The organism is Dietzia sp. 2505, assembly GCF_040546785.1.
In the GTDB taxonomy this organism is placed as follows: Bacteria; Actinomycetota; Actinomycetes; order Mycobacteriales; family Mycobacteriaceae; genus Dietzia.
On the sequence record NZ_JBEPON010000002.1, the window covers coordinates 71,841 to 89,198 of the forward strand.

The 17,358-nt window shown below is 69.9% G+C and carries 19 protein-coding genes; 10 read left to right on the forward strand and 9 right to left on the reverse strand.

Annotation, left to right across the window (positions count from 1 at the left end; genetic code table 11):
- Positions 1-88: 88 nt before the first annotated feature.
- Complete coding sequence (locus ABIE38_RS04010) at positions 89-1,024, forward strand: hydrogen peroxide-inducible genes activator (protein WP_354054135.1); 936 nt, start codon at positions 89-91, stop codon at positions 1,022-1,024.
- On the opposite strand, the gene ABIE38_RS04015 is transcribed toward ABIE38_RS04010, so the two are convergent.
- Genes ABIE38_RS04015 through gnd form a run of 3 tightly spaced genes read right to left on the reverse strand, consistent with a single transcriptional unit; the run spans position 981 to position 4,746 of the window.
- The gene (locus tag ABIE38_RS04015; protein ID WP_354054136.1) at positions 981-1,982 is read right to left on the reverse strand and encodes a hypothetical protein; all 1,002 of its coding nucleotides are present in this window, start codon (positions 1,980-1,982) and stop codon (positions 981-983) included. The genes ABIE38_RS04010 and ABIE38_RS04015 overlap by 44 nt on opposite strands.
- Positions 1,979-3,307, reverse strand: a complete 1,329-nt coding sequence (locus ABIE38_RS04020) for a DEAD/DEAH box helicase (RefSeq protein ID WP_354054137.1) — start codon at positions 3,305-3,307, stop codon at positions 1,979-1,981. Before ABIE38_RS04020 ends, ABIE38_RS04015 begins: the two co-directional genes overlap by 4 nt.
- Positions 3,274-4,746 carry an NADP-dependent phosphogluconate dehydrogenase gene (gene gnd / locus ABIE38_RS04025; RefSeq protein ID WP_354054138.1) on the reverse strand — a complete coding sequence of 491 codons (1,473 nt, stop codon included), beginning with the start codon at positions 4,744-4,746 and terminating at the stop codon, positions 3,274-3,276. The genes ABIE38_RS04020 and gnd overlap by 34 nt, the downstream gene beginning before the upstream one ends.
- 296 nt (positions 4,747-5,042) lie before the next feature.
- Here gnd and ABIE38_RS04030 point away from each other — a divergent pair, with 296 nt between their 5' ends.
- Both ABIE38_RS04030 and ABIE38_RS04035 read left to right on the forward strand, forming a co-directional pair.
- Positions 5,043-5,807, forward strand: a complete 765-nt coding sequence (locus tag ABIE38_RS04030; protein ID WP_354054139.1) for a hypothetical protein — start codon at positions 5,043-5,045, stop codon at positions 5,805-5,807.
- A gap of 113 nt (positions 5,808-5,920) precedes the next feature.
- A complete protein-coding gene (locus tag ABIE38_RS04035; protein ID WP_354054140.1) occupies positions 5,921-6,337 on the forward strand; it encodes a PaaI family thioesterase in 417 nt (138 codons plus the stop codon).
- A 175-nt stretch (positions 6,338-6,512) separates the two neighbouring features.
- Here ABIE38_RS04035 and ABIE38_RS04040 read toward each other — a convergent pair whose 3' ends face one another.
- Entirely contained in the window at positions 6,513-7,937 is a 1,425-nt protein-coding gene (locus tag ABIE38_RS04040) for an NAD(P)/FAD-dependent oxidoreductase (protein WP_179525231.1), read from the reverse strand.
- Positions 7,938-8,161: 224 nt separating this feature from the next.
- On the opposite strand from ABIE38_RS04040, the gene ABIE38_RS04045 reads away from it, so the two are divergent.
- Together ABIE38_RS04045 and ABIE38_RS04050 are read left to right on the forward strand one after the other, a co-directional pair.
- Positions 8,162-9,502: a class I SAM-dependent methyltransferase gene (locus tag ABIE38_RS04045; protein ID WP_354054141.1), complete on the forward strand. Its 1,341-nt coding sequence runs from the start codon at positions 8,162-8,164 to the stop codon at positions 9,500-9,502.
- 9 nt (positions 9,503-9,511) lie between these two features.
- A complete protein-coding gene (locus ABIE38_RS04050; RefSeq protein ID WP_354054142.1) occupies positions 9,512-9,991 on the forward strand; it encodes a nitroreductase family deazaflavin-dependent oxidoreductase in 480 nt (159 codons plus the stop codon).
- A 6-nt stretch (positions 9,992-9,997) separates the two neighbouring features.
- Here ABIE38_RS04050 and ABIE38_RS04055 read toward each other — a convergent pair whose 3' ends face one another.
- A complete protein-coding gene (locus ABIE38_RS04055) occupies positions 9,998-10,477 on the reverse strand; it encodes a MaoC family dehydratase (protein WP_354054143.1) in 480 nt (159 codons plus the stop codon).
- 141 nt (positions 10,478-10,618) lie between these two features.
- Between ABIE38_RS04055 and ABIE38_RS04060 the strand changes: the two genes are divergently transcribed.
- Positions 10,619-11,392 (forward strand): thioesterase family protein, encoded by a 774-nt coding sequence (locus ABIE38_RS04060; RefSeq protein WP_354054144.1) that lies wholly within the window; start codon positions 10,619-10,621, stop codon positions 11,390-11,392.
- A gap of 76 nt (positions 11,393-11,468) precedes the next feature.
- Here ABIE38_RS04060 and ABIE38_RS04065 read toward each other — a convergent pair whose 3' ends face one another.
- A complete protein-coding gene (locus ABIE38_RS04065; protein WP_354054145.1) occupies positions 11,469-12,374 on the reverse strand; it encodes a GNAT family N-acetyltransferase in 906 nt (301 codons plus the stop codon).
- Between the two features lie 99 nt (positions 12,375-12,473).
- Positions 12,474-12,827 (reverse strand): cupin domain-containing protein, encoded by a 354-nt coding sequence (locus ABIE38_RS04070; protein ID WP_354054146.1) that lies wholly within the window; start codon positions 12,825-12,827, stop codon positions 12,474-12,476.
- A gap of 179 nt (positions 12,828-13,006) precedes the next feature.
- Here ABIE38_RS04070 and ABIE38_RS04075 point away from each other — a divergent pair, with 179 nt between their 5' ends.
- Together ABIE38_RS04075 and ABIE38_RS04080 are read left to right on the forward strand one after the other, a co-directional pair.
- On the forward strand, positions 13,007-13,726 hold the full coding sequence (locus ABIE38_RS04075) for a hemerythrin domain-containing protein (protein ID WP_354054147.1): 720 nt from the start codon (positions 13,007-13,009) through the stop codon (positions 13,724-13,726).
- A 142-nt stretch (positions 13,727-13,868) separates the two neighbouring features.
- Positions 13,869-14,747 carry a potassium channel family protein gene (locus tag ABIE38_RS04080; RefSeq protein WP_354054148.1) on the forward strand — a complete coding sequence of 293 codons (879 nt, stop codon included), beginning with the start codon at positions 13,869-13,871 and terminating at the stop codon, positions 14,745-14,747.
- A 27-nt stretch (positions 14,748-14,774) separates the two neighbouring features.
- Here ABIE38_RS04080 and ABIE38_RS04085 read toward each other — a convergent pair whose 3' ends face one another.
- Entirely contained in the window at positions 14,775-15,278 is a 504-nt protein-coding gene (locus tag ABIE38_RS04085; protein WP_354054149.1) for a DUF309 domain-containing protein, read from the reverse strand.
- A 114-nt stretch (positions 15,279-15,392) separates the two neighbouring features.
- Here ABIE38_RS04085 and ABIE38_RS04090 point away from each other — a divergent pair, with 114 nt between their 5' ends.
- Complete coding sequence (locus ABIE38_RS04090; RefSeq protein ID WP_354054150.1) at positions 15,393-16,175, forward strand: alpha/beta fold hydrolase; 783 nt, start codon at positions 15,393-15,395, stop codon at positions 16,173-16,175.
- A 76-nt stretch (positions 16,176-16,251) separates the two neighbouring features.
- Positions 16,252-16,632: an SRPBCC family protein gene (locus ABIE38_RS04095; RefSeq protein ID WP_354054151.1), complete on the forward strand. Its 381-nt coding sequence runs from the start codon at positions 16,252-16,254 to the stop codon at positions 16,630-16,632.
- 10 nt (positions 16,633-16,642) lie between these two features.
- Here ABIE38_RS04095 and ABIE38_RS04100 read toward each other — a convergent pair whose 3' ends face one another.
- Positions 16,643-17,032 carry a DMT family transporter gene (locus ABIE38_RS04100; RefSeq protein ID WP_354054152.1) on the reverse strand — a complete coding sequence of 130 codons (390 nt, stop codon included), beginning with the start codon at positions 17,030-17,032 and terminating at the stop codon, positions 16,643-16,645.
- Between the last annotated feature and the right edge of the window lie 326 nt (positions 17,033-17,358).

The following is a 17,358-nucleotide window of genomic DNA, read 5'->3' on the forward strand; positions in this document are numbered from 1 at the left end:
AGGTAAAGCCTAATGAGGTGAAGATCACCCATAGGGGAGGGCGAATAATCATCGACGTGGGGCTATTGATCGTCCTACACTCATCGGCATGGCCAATCAACGGTTCGTTCCGAGCGTGACCCAGCTCAGGGTGTTCCTCGCCGTCGCGGAACGTCTTCACTTCCGCAGTGCCGCCGAAGAACTGGGAATGAGCCAGCCGTCCCTCTCCCAGGCCCTGGCGACGCTGGAGGAGGGACTCCGGGTTCACCTGGTCGAACGGAGTACCAGGACAGTGCTCGTCACACCGGTGGGGCACCAGCTGCTCCCGTTCGCACGGGCCGCGGTGGGCGCGATGGATGCGGTGGCCGACATCGCCGCCGGTAGCGGGGGGCCGCTGTCGGGCGACGTCCGCATCGGTGTGATCCCCACGGCCGCGCCCTACCTGTTGCCGGGGCTGCTCCCCGCCCTGACCGAGCGTTTCCCGGAGCTCCGGCCACGGATCGTCGAGGACCAGACCGCCAGACTGCTCGAACAGCTGCGCTCGGGGGCGATCGACGTCGCGATCATGGCCCTTCCCGCCGATTCCGCGGGTGCCATCGGTATGCCCCTGTACACCGAACCGTTCGCACTCCTCGTCCCGGCCGACCACCCGCTCGCCGGGCGGGAGGGCCTCTCCCTCGAGGCCCTCGTGGATCTCCCACTGCTGATGCTCGACGAGGGGCACTGCCTGCGTGACCAGACCGTCGACCTGTGCCGGCGGGTCTCGGCGCCGATCCTGGGCCGGGGTGGGTCGCGGGCCGCGTCCCTGACCACCGCGGTGAAGTGCGTCGCCGGGGGGCTGGGGGTGATGATCGTGCCGGAGTCGGCCGTGGTGTCCGAGAGCCGCGACCCCGGCATCGGCGTCGCGAGGTTCCTCGAACCCGCGCCGGGCCGGACGATGGGTCTGGTGCGCCGCACTGCCACGGCGGGTGACGACGCCTACGCCGAACTCGGGAATGTCATCACCGGGGTGGCCCAGCGGCTGTTCGGGGCGGTTGCCGCCTGACGGGCGGTCGTTCTGCACCGGCCGAACAGGTGGGGTTCGTCGATTCCAGGGTCTGCGCCGATTCCAGGGTCCGCGCCGCTTCCAGGTACCGGGCGCGGAGCGCCTGGGTCCGCGCGATCCAACCGCGCTGGTGAGCGACGAACACCGCGCGTCCCTCGGGGGACTCCACCGGGATCGGGTCGAGTCCCCAGGCGGACAGGTCGTAGGGCGAGGACCGCATGTCGATCTCGCGGGCGTCGAAGGCCGCGGTCAACGTGTCCACCAGGAGCTCGCCGGGGGCGCCGGCCTCCATATCCGCCACGTACGAGTAGAGATCCATACCGGCGTGCAGGCAGGCCGGTTGTTCGTTGCGGACCTGTCCGGCGCGGGTGAGGACGTCCCTGTTGAGGGGGGCGGCCGCCTCGGTGAAGAACCGGAGGGCATCGAAGTGGGTGCACCGCAGCCGGGATCCGTCGACCACGTCGTCGATCAGCGGCTGGGATACCCGTAGAGGTACCCGGCGGTGACGGACGGCATCGTCGCCTCCCCGGTAGAGCATGGCCCACTCGTGGAGGCCGAAACAGCCCATGGCGCCCGGCCTGGACGCGGTGGCGTCGACGATCTCGCGTGCCCGGGCCATGCGGGGGCCGCATCGGGATAGGACCGACGTGGGATCCACGATCAGTCCGGAACGACCGCGGAGGGAGGTTCGATCGTAGTGGCGCCATTCCGCCCGTTCGGTCAGGTGGGCGTTCTCCAGGATGGTGCCGGGGCCGGGATGCCAGCGTCGGACGGTGGCCACGCTCGTCCGGTAGTAGGTGAACAGGAAGTCCGCGACCGGGTGCGGCTCGCCTCGTCGTCGACGCTCGAGGTGATCGGTGGTCAGCGAGTCGACGGCCTCGGTGTGCCGGCGCTCCAGCGCCCGCCAGAGGCGCTCGGGCATCAGAACGGGGTCGGCGTCGCGGCGCCGTGGGCTCACGACCGTCGCTTCTTCTTGGGGCGGTGCACCCGGGACTGGGCGGGCCGTCGGGATCGCGCCGGGGGCGCGGACTCCCGCCGCCGCCGGGGCGGCGCGATCTCCGGCCCGAAGAGTTCGTCGAGGAGGGGCGCGGCCCGGGGACCGGAGGCGTCGACGAGCTCGACGGTCATACCGACCTCGCGTGCCAGCGCGCTGATCCGGGCGACCTCGGACGGTCGGACTATCGCGGCCACCACGCCGGCGGTGTCGTCACCACGTCCGGTACGGCCGGAGCGGTGGACGAGGTCCTGGACGGAGTGGGGAGGCCCGACATGGACGACGTGGCCGATCCCGTCGAGATCGAGGCCGCGCCCGGCGAGGTCGGTGCTCACAAGCACCCTGACGGTGCCCGAGGCCAGATCGGCGAACGCACCGGCGCGCCTGGTAGGCGAGGCGGAGCCCGCCACGCCGGCCGCCGTGACACCGGTCGCGGCGATGGAGGCGCGCAACTGCTCGACCGCGTCGCGGCGGGGGACGAAGAACAACGCCCTGCGGCAGCGGGAGGCGAGTGCGATCGCGTACTCATCCGGGTCCGGTGCGGAGACGACGATGAGTCGTCGGGGGGCGCCGGAGTCGACCGTCACCGGGGTCGGGTCGACCGGGGAGTCCACGCGGTGGACGCACAGGCCGGGGCGTCGATGTCGCAGCGCGTCCTCGACCGCGGCGTCCGCCGTTGCCGTCGTCGACAGGAGGGTCGCCTCACCACACTCCGCGAGCAGTGAGGCGGTCTGCTCGCCGAAGGAGAGCCCCATCAGATGATCCGCCTCGTCCAGGACGAGGACCTGCACGTCTGCGGTGGACAGGGCTCCCGTCCGGATCAGATCGGTCAGGCGCCCAGGGGTGCCCACCGCGATGTCGACCGGCGCCACCAGGGTTCTGCGGTCCTTGGACAGCGGTTGACCGCCGACGAACGTGGCGATGCGGAGCCCGGCACCCGCGCCGACCTCGGCGAGGACCTCCGCGTTCTGCACCGCCAGCTCGCGGGTCGGCGCGACCACGACGGCACGCGGCCGGAGGGGCAGACTCGGCGCCCCGGCCAGACGGTGCGCCACGGCGATCGCGAACACCAGGGTCTTCCCGGAGCCGGTCGGCGCGACCGCGAGGAGGTCGCGGCCCGCGACGGCGTCGTCGAGCGCGGCGATCTGGATCGCGCTCGCCGGGCCGTCGACGACGGTGGAGACGGCGTGTCTGACCGGGACCGCGACGCCGAGCCCGGCGAGTAGACGGCCCAGATCGGTCTGAGCCGACCCGGTCAGGCCCGCACCTCCGTACGGTCGCCGCTCCACTGCGTGTGGAAGCTGCCCTCGCGGTCGGTCCGCAGGTAGGTGTGGGCGCCGAAGAAGTCGCGCTGGCCCTGGATGAGCGCGGCTGGCAGTCGTTCGGTCCTGAGCCCGTCGTAGTAGGCGAGGGCCGCGGAGAAGCCGGGTGCCGGGATCCCTGCGGTGACCGCCGTGGTGACGACCCGACGCCAGCTGTCGACGCAGTCGGCGAGCGCCTCGGCGAAATAGGGGGCGGCCAGGAGAGTGGGGAGATCGGCGTTCTCCGCATAGGCCTCGCGGATGCGGTCGAGGAAGGTGGCGCGGATGATGCACCCCCCACGCCAGATCGTGGCCAGGTCGCCCCTCGCCACATCCCACCCGTACTCGGCGGTGGCAGCGGTGATCTGGTCGAATCCCTGGGCGTAGGCGATGACCTTCGACGCATAGAGTGCGCGCCGGACGTCCTCGATGAACTCGGGGCCGGTGCCGCTCGGCGTCGACACCGCGCCGGAGGGCAGCGCGCGGCCCGCCTCGCGCTGAGGTACCGAACTGGACAGGGCGCGCGCGAAGACGGCCTCGGCGATACCGGTCACCGGGACTCCCAGATCGAGTGCGGACTTGACCGTCCAGCGTCCGGTTCCCTTCTGGCCCGCGCGGTCGACGATCACGTCGACCAGGGGATACCCGGTCTCGGCGTCAACCTGAGCGAGCACCTCGGCAGTGATCTCGATCAGGTAGGAGTCGAGTTCGCCGGTGTTCCACTCGCGGAACACCTCGGCCATGGCCGCCGGCTCGATCCCCGCCACACCGCGCAGGAGGTGGTACGCCTCGCCGATGAGCTGCATGTCCGAGTACTCGATCCCGTTGTGCACCATCTTCACGAAGTGGCCGGAGCCGTCCTCGCCGATGTGGGTGCAGCACGCGGTTCCGTCAACCTTGGCGGAGATGTCCTCGAGCATGGGCCCGACGACCTCGTAGCTGGAGGCCGGGCCACCCGGCATGATGGACGGGCCCTCGAGGGCGCCCTCCTCGCCGCCGGAGATCCCGGCGCCGATGAACCGGATCCCGCGGTCGGCCATCGCCTTCTCGCGGCGGATGGTGTCGGTGTAGAGGGAATTGCCCCCGTCGATGATGATGTCGCCCTCGTCGAATGCGTCGGCGAGGGCGTCGATCACCGCGTCCGTGGGGGCCCCGGCCTGAACCATGACGAGCGCACGTCGCGGCGACCGCAGTGCCGCGGCGAACTCCTCGATCGTCTCGGTGCGGACGAAGTCCCCGTCCCGGCCGTGCTCGTCCAGGAGAGCGTCGGTCTTGCCGGCGGAGCGGTTGTGAACGGCGACCGTGTATCCGTGACGGGCGAAGTTCCGTGCGATGTTCGAGCCCATCACGGCGAGTCCGGTGACTCCGATGTCGGCGGTCCCGTTGGTGTCTGAGGTCGGCTGCGCGTCCTCGCGCTCAGTACTCATGGGTCTCAGAGTAGTCCACGGGTTCGCGGGCAGTGGACCTGCATCGATGGGGGAGACGGGGCGTTCGGAGGGCATCCGCGAACCTGAGTGTTTGCTGACAGGTCAGTGGTGCACTGAGTGCAACGATTGCCGGAACCGGTCGAAATCCCTTGGTTGTACGAGGTGGTGTGTTGTATCACTTATTACCGGGCCGGGACACCGGAGCACCCGCGGAACGGGGGGAAACGCGCCGCGGTGTGGCGCCGGTGTGTGGGCGGCCCGAGTGAGAAGTGATGATCGAGGGGGAAGCAGCAGACATGACCAGCTCCATGCTGCCCACACAGATCGTGGGTACGCGCACGGTGTTCGACGACACGGTCGAGGTACTCGCCGGATTCAGACCGGGATACCCGAAGTTCTACTCGATCGCGGATCTCGGTACCCAGTCCCGCCGCCGGTGGGTTCCGCTGGAGCGGGCGGTGGACGGCGGACGTGTCGAGACGATGTTCCGCAACTACTTCGCGGAGTCCGGGGACATCCGGTTCTCGACGTACCTCGTCGCGGACGCGTTCGCCCACGGGGTGATCGGCCGGGCGGTCGCGAGTTTCGTCACGATCGGCCGGGTGTGGGACACGGGTGCGGAGAACCTCGCGGTCCGCACCGACATCGAAGGGGGGCTCGACTGGGCCGGCGTCCGGGACACCACCCTCCGACTCCTCTGTGATGATCCGTCCGCGGGTTCGCCGGGGACCGTTGTCCTGCCGTGCGAGCAGGCCCTCGCCCAGTGGATCGCCTGCCGGTCACGAATGACCCTGAGTCCGGTGTTCGACGATCTCTCCCGCGTCAGCAACTGCAGTGTCGACACCCTGTGGTCGGTGGTCGGGGAGTGCGTACTGGGCGCCGCGACCATCGTCCCGACCTTCGCCGACACGAGTGCGGAAACCGGATACCGCCGCGGACAACTCGTGCTGCAGGCGCTCCACGACTCCGGTCTGGCGGTGCGGAGACGGAGCGCCCTTCCGCGAACGCCCGGATCGGGACCGATCCCGGTGCGCGACAGGGGTTGGCGCTCGGTCCGCTGACCCAGCGTGGCGTGACCCGCTCGACCCCGCATGGCTCGGCTCTGCGGACGCGGAGGCGCGGTAGCGTCGGTACCCGAATCGCCCGGACGGCCCGGGCCGGGAGAAGAGGTCCGATGTCCGACGCGGTCGAGAACGAGTTCATCCAACTGATCCGGGGACGGTCCGGAACCGGTTTCGGCGGCGGGATCGGCATCGACTACCGGGAGATCACCCCCGACAGGGTCGTGGTCTCGGTCGAGGTCGCGCCGCACCTGCACCAGCCGTACGGGATCGTCCACGGCGGCGTCTACTGTGCCATCGCCGAGGAGGTCGCGAGTGTGGCGGGCGCGGTCTGGCTCGGTGGTGAGGGCAAGGTGGTCGGGGTCAACAACTCGACCGATTTCCTGCGGGCCGTCACCGAGGGCACCCTCACGGCGACCGGTACCCCCGTACACCGGGGACGTAGTCAGCAGCTCTGGCGCGTCGAGATCGCCGATGACGAGGGGCGGCTCGTTGCCGTGGGTCAGGTCCGGCTGGCGAACCTCCAGTAGGCGTTGTCCCCGGGCGAGAGGCCCCGTCCGGCCCCGGGGCGCGCAGCGACGACCGGGACGGAACAGCGAGAGCGCCCGGCGGGATGTCCCGCCGGGCGCTCGTCCCGGGACTGATCGACCCGCTGACAGGTCTGAAGCGTCGCGCCCCAGTCGCCGCGCCCGGTGTCGCCGCGCCTCAGTCGCCGATCGAGGTGGTCTCCACAGCCCGGTCGCGGGCCTCCTCCGCCGACCGGGCCTTCTCATGGGCCGCCACGCGCTCGATGGCCTGTCGACCGTAGACCCACTGTTGCGTGGAGGTCAGCTGGGAGCGGTGGTCACCGCCCATGTGCATTCCCCAGGAGAACATGGTGGTCAGGCGGTTCTTGAAACCGATGAGGTACGCGAGGTGCACCACGAGCCACATCACCCAGGCGATGAAGCCGGAGATCTCCAGCCTGCCCACCTTCACCACCGCGCTGTAGCGCGACACGGTGGCCATGGAGCCCTTGTCGAAGTACTTGAACGGCGGCCGCTCGGCGGGGGACCTGCCCTTCTCGACCTCGGCCATGATCTGCTTCGCGGCGTACTTGCCGCCCTGGATCGCGACCTGCGCGACGCCGGGGAGCTTGTCGAGGCTCATCATGTCGCCGACGACGAAGATCTCGGGGTGCCCGGGTAGCGAGAGATCCTTCTGCACCAGGACGCGTCCCGCGCGATCGATCTCGGCCTCCGTCTGGTCGGCGAGCATCTTGCCGAGGGTGCTGGCCTGGACGCCCGCGGACCAGATCTTGCAGGTGGCGTCGATCCGGCGGACCGAGCCGTCCGGATCCTTGACCTCGATCCCGCGCTGGTCTACGTCGGTGACCATGGCGTTGAGCTGGATCTCGACGCCCATCTTCTCGAGCCGGGCCCGGGCCGCGTTGCCCAGTTTGTTTCCGAACGGCGGGAGGACCGCGGGGGCCGCGTCGAGGAGGATCACCCGGGCGGAGGCGGGATCGATACGGCGGAAGGTGTTCTTCAGGGTGTGCTGGGCCAGCTCCGCGACCTGCCCGGCCATCTCGACACCGGTCGGTCCCGCGCCCACGATGATGAACGTGAGGAGGCGGCGGCGCTCCTCGTCGTCCTCGGTGACCTCCGCCTGCTCGAAGCAACCCAGGATGCGGCTGCGCAGTTCGAGGGCGTCGTCCACGGTCTTCATGCCGGGGGCCCACCGTTCGAAATGGTCGTTGCCGAAGTACGACTGGTTGGCGCCGGCGGCCACGATGAGGCTGTCGTACTCGAGGTCGAACTTGATGTGACCGGCCGAGGCGTAGACCGTCTTGGCGGCCACGTCGATCTTGTTGACGTCCCCGAGGATGCAGGTGACGTTCTTCTGATCACGCAGGATGAGCCGGGTGGGCGGGGCGATCTCGCCCACCGAGAGGATGCCGGTCGCGACCTGGTAGAGAAGCGGCTGGAAGAGGTGGTGCCCGGTCTTGGCGACCAGCGTCACGTCCACGTCCGCCTTCTTCAGTTGCTGGGCTGCGAAGAGCCCGCCGAAGCCGGACCCGATGATGACGACTCGGTGCCGGCGTCCGGCCGGTGCGGTGGCGGTGACCTGGTCGTGTGCGGGCTCGGTCATGGCGGCTCCTGGTGAAGGTGAGGCTGTCGTGGTGAGCGCGGGGCTCGCCGATCGGGTGCCCGGGCGGATCACGCGCGGGAACGAGTCCCCAGGGTAGTGGTATGCGGTAGCCGGTGCACACGTAGTGGGCTCGCCACGGTCAACGCTCCCCCCGTCGCGCCTGACCCTCCCGGGCGACGCGCGGCGGTACCGTCCCACTGACGACACCCCTGAGGAGGGACCCGGTGGTCAGACTCGAACCGCAGACCGTCGACCTCGACCGTTGGCCCGCGCTCGCGGAGCCGGACGGGATGGGCGGGCAGGCCGCGGGGGAGGTCGCCCAGGCCCTGAGGAGGTCGACCAGGGACCTCGGTCTGAGGATCGACTACCCGGATTCGACGGCGGCGGGTGAGTACGACGCCCCTGTCCGCGTGGTCCTGCGGGAGCCCGAGCGCTTCTGGGCGCGCCTCGCGTCAGCCGGGGTTCTCGGCCTGGGCGAGTCGTACATGGCCGGCGAGTGGACGACCACGGACCTCGGCGCGGCCATTGGGACCCTCGGCCCCTGGATCGCGGGGAACTCCGACTGCGCTCACCCGGGTGAACGTGCCTACGGGCGCGACGGCCGCGGGAACAGCGGTGGTGGGCGGAGACGCGGGGGACCGGTGGCGGTGGAGCTCGAGGACTCCGTCCCCGGCGCACTCACCTCCCTCTATACCGACGAGACGATGTCGACGGCGGGTGCGGTGTTCGCCTCCGGTGCACGCACCCGTGCGCGGATGGAGGACGGAACCGACGTGGTCCACCTCGAGGTCCCGGCGTCGCCTCCCCGGCGCAACGACCTGGGGGACGCCCAGCGGCGTTCGGCCGACACGCTCCTCACCCTGGCCGGCGTCGGGGCCGGCTCCCGGGCCCTCGTCGCCACTCCCGGGTGGGGTGAGTTGCCGATGCGGGCCGCCGAGCGCGGGGCACACGTACGGACGATGACCGCGTCGACCGAGCGACTGGCGGCCCTCGGGTCGAGATTCGCCGCTGCGGGGCTCGACGACGAGATCACGCTCTTCCTGGGCGGTCCGGCGGACGCGCGGGGGAAGGTCGACGCGGTGGTCGCGGTCGAGCCCGGGGTAACGGCGGGTGTCGCCGGGTACGGGGAGGTCCTGGACGCGGCCGAGAGGATGTTGGCGGATGGCGGCAGGCTCGCGATCGCCGCGGTGGTGTCCCCGGAACGCCCCCGGCCGGCGGTCGTCGAACTCGCCGCGTGGGGCTCGCGGTATGTCTCCGAGGCGGGCCCCGTGGTGCCCTGGTCGGAACTGGTCTCGGCCATCGACCGCTCTCCGCGGCTACAGCTGTTGGGCCGGATCGAGGCGACGTCTCACCATGCCGAGACGGTGAGGTTGTGGTCCGAGACGTTCGCCCACCGGGGGCGGGATGCGGCGGCACTGGGGTTCGACGCCGTGTACCGGCGGATGTGGGCGTTCCACCTGGCGGCGCTCGAGGCCGGGCTGAGCAGGGGGTGGCTCGAGTCCGTCCAGGTGGTAGCCACGGCGAAACGCACCCTGAACCACCGTGACGGTCCTCCGACGTCCTAGGGTTCTTTCATGAGCAACTTTCTCACCCCGATCGCGATCTGGTTCGGACGTCAGGACGCCACCCGGGAGAACTCCCATCTCGTGGTGACCGTCGACAAGTGGATGAACAGGATCTCCGGTGGCCGCGTCCCGCTGCTCAGGGTGGCGGGGCTGCCCACGCTCACGTTGCACGTCCCGGGCCGGAAGTCCGGTGAGCTGCGCGACACTCCGCTGCTGTTCGCATCGTGGCGCAACGGCCTGGTGGTAGTCGGCTCCAACTGGGGAGGCGAGAAGGCTCCCGCGTGGGTGCACAACCTCCGTGCGGCGGGGGAGGGCGAGGTCGACGTGTCGGTCTACGGCGCCAGGCTCACGGTGGACGTGCGGGAGGTGGCCGAGGACGAGCGGGCCTCGGCCTGGGACGCCGCCGTCAAGGTGTGGCCGAATTACGAGATCTACGCCACCCGCACGACCAGGCACCTACCGATCTTCCACCTGACGCCCAGGCTCTGAGACGGATCAGCGGCGGGCGACCATGTTGAGCGCCGTGGCGGTGAGGACCGGTTCGTGGTTCTGGTTGACCAGCGTCACATCCGTGGTGAGCACCCCACGGTCCGGCTTGCTCCTGGAGGGGCGGACGCCGGTCGTCTCGCAGATCAGGGTGAGCCGGTCGCCGGGGCGCACCGGCCGGACCCAGCGGAGCTCGTCGATCCCGGGGGACGCCAGGCTCGCGACAGCGGTGAGGTAGTTGTCGGCGAACAGGCGCATCATGAGGGCTGCGGTCTGCCAGCCGCTCGCGATGAGTCCCCCGAACGGGCCGTGAGCGGCCGCCTCGGGATCGGTGTGGATGCTCTGCGGATCGTACCTGCGGGCGAACTCGATGATCTCCTCGGCGTCCACCGACTCCTCACCGAAACGGTACGTGCGTCCCTCCAGGTAGTCGTCGAGGTACCTGTCGCCGACAGGCGTGTCGAAGGTGTCGTACTTCTCGGCGGTCATCTGTCACTCCTGGGCGCGGTGGCGGGCTCGTGCTTCGAGATCAGAGTCAACCGCACGCGGGTGACGGTGGGTGCCGATTCGCGGCCGGCCCCCTCATCACGTGGTAGTCAGTTAGTGACAGTTCACTCGAAGGGGGCATGCGTGGCGTATTTCGAGCGACTCGGTGACCGACGGTTCCAGCCGACCTCACACGCCACCGGGGCGTGGGATCCGGCGGTGCAGCATATCGGCCCATCGTTCGGGTTGCTCGTGCACGAGGTGGAGGGCGATCTGCGACGTCGGCGGGACGATCCCATGGTGATCTCGCGTCTGACCTACGAGATCCTCGGCACCGTGCCCATGGACCCGGTCGCGGTGGACGTGCAGGTGGTCAGACCTGGGCGCACCATCGAACTCGCGGAGGCCACGTACGGACTAGAGGATCGCGTGGGAGTACGCCTGCGCGCCTGGCTGCAGGAACCGAGAGACACCACGGGGATCGAGGGCGTCGGACTCGACCCGATTCCGGGGCCGTCCGACATGGCGCGGTGGGACCCCACCACGGTCTGGCAGGGTGGGTACCTGGCGTCCGCTGAGGTCCGCCGGGACCCGGTCGGGCCGGGGAGGGCCCGGTACTGGGTGCGCACCGACGTCCCGCTGGTCGCAGGGGAGCCGGTGGGCCCGCTGGCCCGGTCGGTAGCACTGTTCGACATCGCCAACGGGATGGCGATCCGCGCGGCTCCCGAGGACGTGCAGTTCCCCAACATCGACCTCACCGCCCACCTCGTCCGCGAGCCACGAGGAGAGTGGGTGGGGTTCGACACCCGGGTGAGTTTCGGTCCGGGCGGGCTCGGGCTCACCTCGAGCGTCCTGCACGACGAATCGGGTCCGATCGGTACCCTCGCGCAGACCCTCACCGTCCGCCCCGTTTCCTGAACGCGGCGGACTCTCTGAGTGCTGACGGGACTTAGCGTGGTGACGTGACCCAGCGTGCTCACCTGACCGTGGGTGCTCAGAGTTGACGCAGGTAGCACCGCATCCCGGAGCCGGTGTCCGGGTCGTGATCGGAGAAGCCGTGCCGTTCGTAGAACCGCCGGGCGCCGAGGTCGTCCGAGTCCACGTTGATGAGGATCTCCTCGCAGCCGCGCCGTCGGACCTCGGCCACCGACCGGTGCAGGACCGCGGTTCCGATGCCGGCGCCTCTGAGGTCCGGACGAATGTAGAGGTCCTCGAGCTGGGCGAGGGGGCCGTCCCAGTACGGGGTCGGGCGAAGGGTGAGGAACGCGAAGCCGACGTCGGTCCCGGCCTCGCGGCCGCGGGTGAGTCGGGCGACGACGGCGAGGACGTCTCCGCGCTCGAGTAGTCGCTCGAACCGTGTCGCGGCTTCTGCCGCGCTCGGGGTGGGGCAGTCGAACTCGGTGTTGAAGTCGTGGAGGAGGCCCCCGAGTGATGTCCCGTCCGCCGGGCCGGCCAGACGGATGTCCGCCTGTGAGGCGGGACGCGCAGAAGACGGGGGGACCGGAGGCCGTTCCCCCTCGAGGAGGCCCTTGAGCCGATCCAGGTCGGCTGCCACGGTGGCGGTGTCCTGCTCGAACTCGTCGTCGTCGTCGGAGAGCTGACGGACCGTCATGACCACCTCCGCGCCGTGCGGATGGGGCAGGACGCGGAGCGGATTGTGGACCGTCGCGCCGTCGGGCAGGGTGACCTCGTGGTCCAGGATCCCGAAGTCGTTCCTGGGGACGAATCGGACGCTCACTGTACCCATGGGGGAGTCGACGACCAGGGTGTCGCCGTCCACGGAGGCCTCTGCGGTGGCCAGTCCCGATGCCCAGGTGGCGAGCTTCGTGTGGTCGGAGGCGAGGTCGTAGACGTCCGCCGGGGAGCGGTGGATCACCGTGCTGACGTGGCGCGTGCGCATTTCGTCAGTGTCCGTCACGCGCCGGCATTCTGCCAGGGGTACTGCGCCGGTGGTCCTGCGCCGGATGACCCGCTCCGGGAGATCGGGGTCGGGGTCAGCTCAGGCGGACGGAGGATCGCTGTGGCTGCCCTGTCCCTCGATGCCGGTGACGGTGGTGAGGAGGAAGACCGAGTCCTCCAGGGCTGTGACGGCGTGCCGGTGGTGGGTGAGGGCGTGGAGTTCGCCGGCCCCGATGTCGACCGTGGTCTCGCCGGTCACCTGTACCGCCCCCCGGAGCAGGTAGAGGCTCGCCGCCGGGGGAGAGTTGTGCTCCTCGAGCTCGGTTCCCGCCGTCAGGGCCAACAGCGACTGGCGGAGAGGCCCTTCGTGGACGAGGATCTCGGCGTGCCGTCCGTGTGGGGCGTCCGCGGCTCTGGCGAGTATGCGATCGGCGGCGTCGTAGACAGTGGTCATGGGTCGAACTCCCAGCCTTGACGGGTGCGTGTCCACGACGCTACGCGCATTCCCGCGGTTCCGGATCCGCCGAGATGGCGACTTGCGGAGCGGACCCAGGGCGCAGCGTCCTCCGGTTGCGGGAGGGACACGTGCACAGCACCATCGCTGCCATCGAGGCACCGTCGGAAGGATGCGATATGCGATCTATCTCAGAGCAGTCCCTTCGAGATCTGGGTGGACGGACGAGTGTGCTGGCGAGGCAGAAGCTGGACCACGTCGAACTCGACAGGCTTCTCGGCGAGCTGGAACGGACGGGGGGAGCGGAGCAGCGGCGGGTCCTGCTGCGGACCTACCGTCTGGTCTTCCCGCATGCGTTCGCCGAGGAATCGGTGCTGTGGCCGGCCATCAGGAAGGCCCTGCCGGACGGGCACGCGCTCACCCTCAGGGTCGAGCGCGAACACCAGGAGGTCAACGAGTTGGTGATCCGGCTGGAGCACCTGGAGAGTGACGGCCCCGAACGGGATGGCGTGCTGAGGCGGCTCATCACCGTCCTGCGAGAGGACGTGCGCGACGAGGAGGACGACCTCCTGCCCCGGCTGCAGGCGGCGCTACCGCTCTCGAGACTGCGGGCGCTCGGTCTGGCGTGGGAGGTCGTTCGTCGAACGGCGCCCACGCGACCACACCCGGTGGTGTCCAGGCGCCCTCCGGGAAATGTCGTCGCAGCGTTACCGCTGACGATCACCGACAGAGTGCGGGATCTGCTCGACCTGGCCGCGACGACGAGTCCGTCGAAGGCGCGATCGGGACTGACCGCCGCCAGCACCCTGGCGGCTCGGGCCGCTCATGCCCTCGAGACGCTCCCCATCATGCGGAGGGGAGAACATCCGAGCACCGCGCGCGGTGACGACGCGGCGTGAGTACGACTCTCGACGTCCGGCGGACGGAGCACCTCCCTGCCTCCCGTGACCACGGTCCGTTGTCGCCCGTTCACCCACGCCCGGTGTGTGGACCCGCGAGGGGAGTCCAGGGTCGTGGTCGACAGTTGACGGGGGAGGACAGATGGATATCGCCGTGACCCTCGTCGGCGTCGGGATCATCGCTCTCGGGCTGACGGACGTGTTCCGCGCGCTGATGCACCCACGCAGCGAGGCGACGCTCAGCAAGGTGGTGTTCTCCGCACTGTGGGCGGTGTCGCGCCGGTTCGGGCATCGTCTGGGCTCGGCCGTGGGCCCCGCGGGGATGGTGGTCACCGTTCTGATCTGGGTGCTGCTGCAGGCAGTGGGGTGGGCCCTGGTCTACCTCCCGAACGTCCCGGAGGGATTCGACTACTCCTCCGGCATCGACCCCGGTCGATACACGGTCGCCGCCGAGGCGTTCTACGTGTCCCTCGTGACACTGGCCACCCTGGGGTTCGGGGACGTGGTGGCCACGCAACCTCTCATCCGCGTTCTCGCCCCGGTGGAGGCGATGACGGGGTTCGCGCTGCTGACCGCGTCCCTCACCTGGTTCATGCAAGTCTATCCGCCGCTCTCGCGTCGCAGCGCGCTGGCCCTGCGGCTCCACGGATTGGCGGAAGCCGACTTCGCCGGGGCGGTTCGAGAGCTGTCCCCGGGCACGATCGCGCGGGTGTCGGAGGGCCTCGCCGCGGAGATCAGCGTCGTGACCGTGGATCTGACACAGCATTCGGAGACCTACTATTTCCAGGAGGGCACTCCCTACCAGGCGTCGTCCCGCCAGGTGCATTACGCGCTGGAGCTGTGCGATGCCGTCGCGGAGATCGGAGACGTGGAGACGCGTGTCGGGGCGCGTATGTTGACGGCGTCGCTGGACCGCCTCGCGATGTCCCTCAAACAGTTCATCGACCCGGAGGGGGAAGCCGGCGTCCGACAGGTCTTTGCCGCGTACACCGGGGATCACCAGCGGGCCGCGCGCAGTTGACGGGCGGTCGCGAACGGTGACGACGCGCTACCGCTGACCTGGCCGGTGCCTCAGACGCGGCTTCAGTCGTCGGGGAGCGAGGTCAGTGCCTCGGCGGAGCTCTGAGATGAGGTCGTTCGCGTGGGTGACCAATCCGGTCGCATCGATCCCGTGGGGTGCCGGGCCGCCCCGGCTGCCGATACGGTCGGCCGCACGCTCGAGTAGCGCCAGGGCCCCCGTGGTGTTGCCACGCTGGATGTGGGTGATGCCGACCGCCAGCTGGGCGAGACCCTGCCAGAGTTCGCGCTCAGCTGCAGGGGAGCTCTTCCACGCTCCCTCCAGCACCTCGTGCGCGTGGAAGGCGAGGCCTCGGTCCAGCAGATCCTGCGCCCACGCCAGCGATTCAGCGGGGGGCAGGTCCAGGTCGTCGGGAATGCGCTCGACGCCTACGCTGCCCGGCGGCAGCGGTCGGCCCAGTTCGTCGCGGGGACGCGCGTTGCGCGCGCGGCCGTCCTCGTCACGATCACGATCGGCGGCTTTCGAGGGGCGCATGTCCTCATCGTCCCATCCGTCGTCGCAGGTCTGCTACCACAGGCCCGGCCGTCGCGCCCCTGAGGTGACACTTCGCGCGCGCCCCGTCCGCCGCGCACTCCGTAGGCTTATCTGATGACGTTGCATCATGTTCGACGCGGACAGGGCAGTCCGCTACTGCTCGTGCACGGACTCGGCGCGGGGTGGCGATCGTGGGAGCCCATCCTCGACGACCTTGCCGCGAGCCGGGAGGTCATCGCGGTCGACCTGCCCGGGTTCGGCGAGTCCCCACCCCTCGACGGTGAGGTCTCCATAGCGACGTTGGCCGACGCGGTCGCCCGGTTCATCGACGAGTCGGGTCTGCACGGGGTCTCCACGGCCGGACAGTCGATGGGTGGGCGGATCGTGCTCGAGCTGGCCCGGCGCGGCGTCGGTGGCGACACCGTGGCGTTGGACCCCGGTGGTTTCTGGAGTGATCGCGAGCTGGCGATCTTCAGCGCCACCCTGCGACCATCGATCGCGCTGGTCAGCGCCCTACGGGGAGCGCTGCCGGTCCTTCTGGGCAACCCGGTGAGTCGGACCGCGCTGCTGGCGCAGCTCTCTGTGCGCCCCTGGGCCCTGCCCCCGCAGACCGTGCTGCCCGACGTGGCGGGGCTGGCCGACGCACCTGCGACAGGCGCGGCGATGAACGCGCTCACGAAGGGCCCGAAGCAGCAGGGCGCGCCCGCGGGGACTGTCCCGGGACGGGTCACCATCGGCTGGGGGCGCCGCGATCTGGTGACACTTCCGGCCCAGGCTCACCGAGCCGCTCGCGCGTTCCCCGACGCCACACTGCACTGGTTCGATCGGTGCGGGCACTTCCCGCAATGGGACGCGCCCCGGGAAGCGGTTCGGCTCATTCTGGACCGAACCAGCTGACCGGGCGATGGGGTATATCGCGCCGCTGGCGACCCTGACCTCGGTGGTGCGAGTGCGACCCTCGTGTCGTCGCGGAATGGTGACGGCAGAACTGCGCATGAACGTGGAGCCGGGCACAGTGTGGTCGGTCATCGCCGACGTGCGGACCTGGCCGCGATGGGGGCCCAGCGTCTCGGGCGCACGGGTCGACGGGGGAGGCGGGGTGACCGCCGGTGCCAGGGGGACACTCACGACCGTGATGGGGCTGTCCCTGCCCTTCGAGATCACCGAGTGCGTCGAGGGAAAGTCGTGGGCGTGGAAGGTGGCCGGTGTGAACGCGACGCGGCACGAGGTGATCGGAGTGCCGGGCGGCTGTGTCGTCAGCTTCGGGGCCCCGGTCTGGGCGGCGGGGTATCTTCCGGTGCTGGCACTCGCGCTGCCGCGGATCGAACAGATCTCCGTCGACCGGGCGCGCTGATCCGGGGGGCCTACCCGTCGTCGTCGCGACGTCGGGGCTCATCGGCACACGCCGGGCCGCCCGGAACGGGCTCGGGATGAAAGGGGAGCACGTCCACATCGTCGATTCTCGGTTGCTCCTCGCCGTCGCGACCGTCACCGGTGTGGCGGAGGGCGACCGAGACGAGGATGCACAGAATCGGTCCCAGCACGAGAACTCCGCCGAGCCACGCGAACCGATCGGCCGGTTGCGGGAGGTGAACCGCAGCCAGGAGAGCGAGGAACCCCACCATGACGACGAGGAGAACGTATCCGGTGCGCACCACGGGATCCAGTGATCTGCGGTACCGGACCACCGCCACGACAGTGGCAGCGGAAGGAACTGTGCCCGCCGCGAGGGCCATCCACGCCGACCAGGTCACGGCTACCTCACATCCGGAGTGTCGGAGTACGGTCAAAAATGTGTACGAGCCTAACATTTCCCACAGGCGGGGCGCCGGAGATCTCAGTGCCGGTTGAGGTGTGAATTCGCTGCGCACGGCGAGTGCGGGAGGCGGTCGCCTCGACCTCTATGTGTCGGGCGATCCCGCGTGCGTGCGGTGAGGCCGCCCCGGGTCAATGCCGCGTGACCCGGGTGATCGGACAGGGCAGGGTGGCGTGGAAAGTCGACTTGCCATCGGATCCGCCCACGACAGGGGGCCTCAGGGTCCGTGAGGGGGTTCGTAGGCACCGTCCGCGGATTTACTTT

What these genes read in the sequence shown, in the direction of transcription:
- ABIE38_RS04065 (WP_354054145.1), bottom strand. Translation starts at nt 12,374, where the DNA reads ATGCGCACGCGCCACGTCAGCACGGTGATCCACCGCTCCCCGGCGGAC.
- ABIE38_RS04090 (WP_354054150.1), top strand. Translation starts at nt 15,393, where the DNA reads ATGACGTTGCATCATGTTCGACGCGGACAGGGCAGTCCGCTACTGCTC.
- ABIE38_RS04035 (WP_354054140.1), top strand. Translation starts at nt 5,921, where the DNA reads ATGTCCGACGCGGTCGAGAACGAGTTCATCCAACTGATCCGGGGACGG.
- ABIE38_RS04010 (WP_354054135.1), top strand. Translation starts at nt 89, where the DNA reads ATGGCCAATCAACGGTTCGTTCCGAGCGTGACCCAGCTCAGGGTGTTC.
- ABIE38_RS04040 (WP_179525231.1), bottom strand. Translation starts at nt 7,937, where the DNA reads ATGACCGAGCCCGCACACGACCAGGTCACCGCCACCGCACCGGCCGGA.
- gnd (WP_354054138.1), bottom strand. Translation starts at nt 4,746, where the DNA reads ATGAGTACTGAGCGCGAGGACGCGCAGCCGACCTCAGACACCAACGGG.
- ABIE38_RS04075 (WP_354054147.1), top strand. Translation starts at nt 13,007, where the DNA reads ATGCGATCTATCTCAGAGCAGTCCCTTCGAGATCTGGGTGGACGGACG.
- ABIE38_RS04080 (WP_354054148.1), top strand. Translation starts at nt 13,869, where the DNA reads ATGGATATCGCCGTGACCCTCGTCGGCGTCGGGATCATCGCTCTCGGG.
- ABIE38_RS04055 (WP_354054143.1), bottom strand. Translation starts at nt 10,477, where the DNA reads ATGACCGCCGAGAAGTACGACACCTTCGACACGCCTGTCGGCGACAGG.
- ABIE38_RS04095 (WP_354054151.1), top strand. Translation starts at nt 16,252, where the DNA reads ATGGTGACGGCAGAACTGCGCATGAACGTGGAGCCGGGCACAGTGTGG.
- ABIE38_RS04030 (WP_354054139.1), top strand. Translation starts at nt 5,043, where the DNA reads ATGACCAGCTCCATGCTGCCCACACAGATCGTGGGTACGCGCACGGTG.
- ABIE38_RS04070 (WP_354054146.1), bottom strand. Translation starts at nt 12,827, where the DNA reads ATGACCACTGTCTACGACGCCGCCGATCGCATACTCGCCAGAGCCGCG.
- ABIE38_RS04050 (WP_354054142.1), top strand. Translation starts at nt 9,512, where the DNA reads ATGAGCAACTTTCTCACCCCGATCGCGATCTGGTTCGGACGTCAGGAC.
- ABIE38_RS04085 (WP_354054149.1), bottom strand. Translation starts at nt 15,278, where the DNA reads ATGCGCCCCTCGAAAGCCGCCGATCGTGATCGTGACGAGGACGGCCGC.